Below are 1,475 nucleotides of genomic sequence, written 5' to 3' on the forward strand. Positions count from 1 at the left end.
GCGAGGATGTCACGATGCCCCACCATCACGCCGAGTTCGCCGGACGCCAGGCCGGCCAGGCGACGCTCTCGCCATGCGGCGAGGCGACTCGTCTCCGCGGGCGCCTGTTCCAGGGCGGCATCATGCCAGCCAGTGACCAGGATCTCGGCCAGGCCGCCCTCGGGATCGCCGGCGATCAGATGCCAGGGGGTAGCCGGCTTGTGTAAGGCAGGTCGTCAGGACGGCGGGCGCCTCACCGCCCAGGGCCGTACCCAACCCCTTGTTGCGCAACTGATGGGCCTTGAAGAGGGTACGCACGGCGATGTCCTCGCCGTCCTCCAGGTGCTGGCCACGAGGATCCAGGAAGGCCCAGTCACCGTCCACGCTCAGGGTGATCAGCATCACCTGGCGCTTCCGGGCACAGGCCTGGACAAGCGACTCCACCCAGGACCGGGACACCAGATCAAATAGGGCCGACGCCACGACAAGGTCACTCCCGGCCAGGAAGTCCTCATCCACCTTGGCCAGATCGCGGCAGGAGGTATCGACCCTCACCCGGTCGCCGGACAGATCACGAAGACGGCCGGAGCGTCGACGGGCATGGGCCAGCAGGTCGGTGTCGTGGTCGAGTAGTCGCCAGTGCTTCGGGGACCGGGCAGCCACGAAGCGCTCACCGGCCTGCTGCCAGTCACCCAGTTCGGCCCTGGCCTGACGAGCGCCCTGGCGCAGCTGACGCCGCCAGTCGGGATCGTCGAGCCAACGCGCCAGGGCATCGCGAAGCGCCAGAGCATCGCCGGGCGGCAGGGTCATGCCCGCGGCTGGTGGCAGGGTATCTGCCAGGGCCCCGCCGCTGGTGGTGATCACCGGCAGACCCCGGGCCAGGGCCTCGGTGACGACCATGCCGTAGCCCTCGTAGTGGGAGGGCAGAACGAAGAGGTCCGCTCGGTGGTAGGCGGCGGCCAGTCCGTCGGCATCCTTCTCGCCCGTCCAGTGCAGACGCTCGGACAGGCCTCGCCGACCCGTCTCGGCGACCCGTCTCGGCGACCCGTCTCGGCGACCAGCCGGGCCGCATAGTCGGGATCGCGTTCATGGCTGCCCAATCCCTCGCATTCCCAGTCTCGATCGGTGAGCCCGGCCAGGGCCTCGATGAGCAGGTCCTGCCCCTTGCGGGGCGTCAGGGTAGCAACACACAGCAGGCGTTGGGGGCGATCGTCGTCCTCCAGATCCAGGGCTGAGGCAGCCAGCGACGAGGGCTCGACACCCGGCTCTACCACCCGGATGCGCTCCTCGGCCACCCCGAGTCGCGACAGGCCGCGGGCGGTATGGGAGCTGGTGACGATGACCCGCCTGGCGGCCGCCAGGGCCCGCGTCTCGCTCTCGAGGAAGGCCTGGCGTCGCGAGGCGTCCAGGCCCGTCTCGTCGGCCAGGGGGTGATGCACCAGCGCCAGGATCCGCAGGCGATCCGCGTGGGGCTCGACCTGCTCCGGCAGCCCTCC

Annotated in this window: 1 protein-coding gene and 1 pseudogene; both read right to left on the reverse strand. The window is 70.2% G+C overall.

Going from position 1 to position 1,475, the window contains the following annotated elements:
- Positions 1–120: 120 nt before the first annotated feature.
- Complete coding sequence (locus tag ACESMD_RS15445; RefSeq protein WP_372614715.1) at positions 121–987, reverse strand: glycosyltransferase; 867 nt, start codon at positions 985–987, stop codon at positions 121–123.
- Positions 988–1,238: 251 nt separating this feature from the next.
- A pseudogene (locus ACESMD_RS15450) lies at positions 1,239–1,469 on the reverse strand (glycosyltransferase); the annotation flags it as partial.
- Positions 1,470–1,475: the final 6 nt, after the last annotated feature.

The sequence above is a fragment of the Halomonas sp. genome, from assembly GCF_041689495.1.
Taxonomy (GTDB): Bacteria; Pseudomonadota; Gammaproteobacteria; order Pseudomonadales; family Halomonadaceae; genus Halomonas.